General features: G+C 64.9%; 1 protein-coding gene. It reads right to left on the bottom strand.

Going from position 1 to position 271, the window contains the following annotated elements; all coding sequences use genetic code 11:
- On the bottom strand, positions 1-271 hold a 271-nt coding region (locus AACR77_RS12845; protein ID WP_042881995.1), incomplete at both ends, for an Ig-like domain-containing protein.

Here is a 271-nt window from a genome sequence, read left to right as displayed (position 1 = left end):
CCCCGCCGATTCGTTCGCGCCGCGGGTCGCCAGCAGGTCGTCTTCGTACACCTTCGCATCCCCGCCCTCGCCCTTGGGCGTCAGGTTGGTGATGGTCACCCCGTCATCGTCGTTCTTGATGGTCAGGGTCAGGGTCGCCGTGCTCACGTCTCCGTCCGCATCCGTCAGGGTGTAGGTGAACACTTCGCTGCCCACCCCGCCCCCGGTCAGTGCCTTGAAGTCACCGTCGTTCGGGTTGAGGGTGTAGGTGTAGGTGCCGTTGGCATTGAGC

It is taken from the genome of Aeromonas sp. ZOR0002, from assembly GCF_963866995.1.
GTDB classification, from domain to species: Bacteria; Pseudomonadota; Gammaproteobacteria; order Enterobacterales; family Aeromonadaceae; genus Aeromonas; species Aeromonas caviae.
This window is presented reverse-complemented; position numbering and strand designations above follow the sequence as displayed.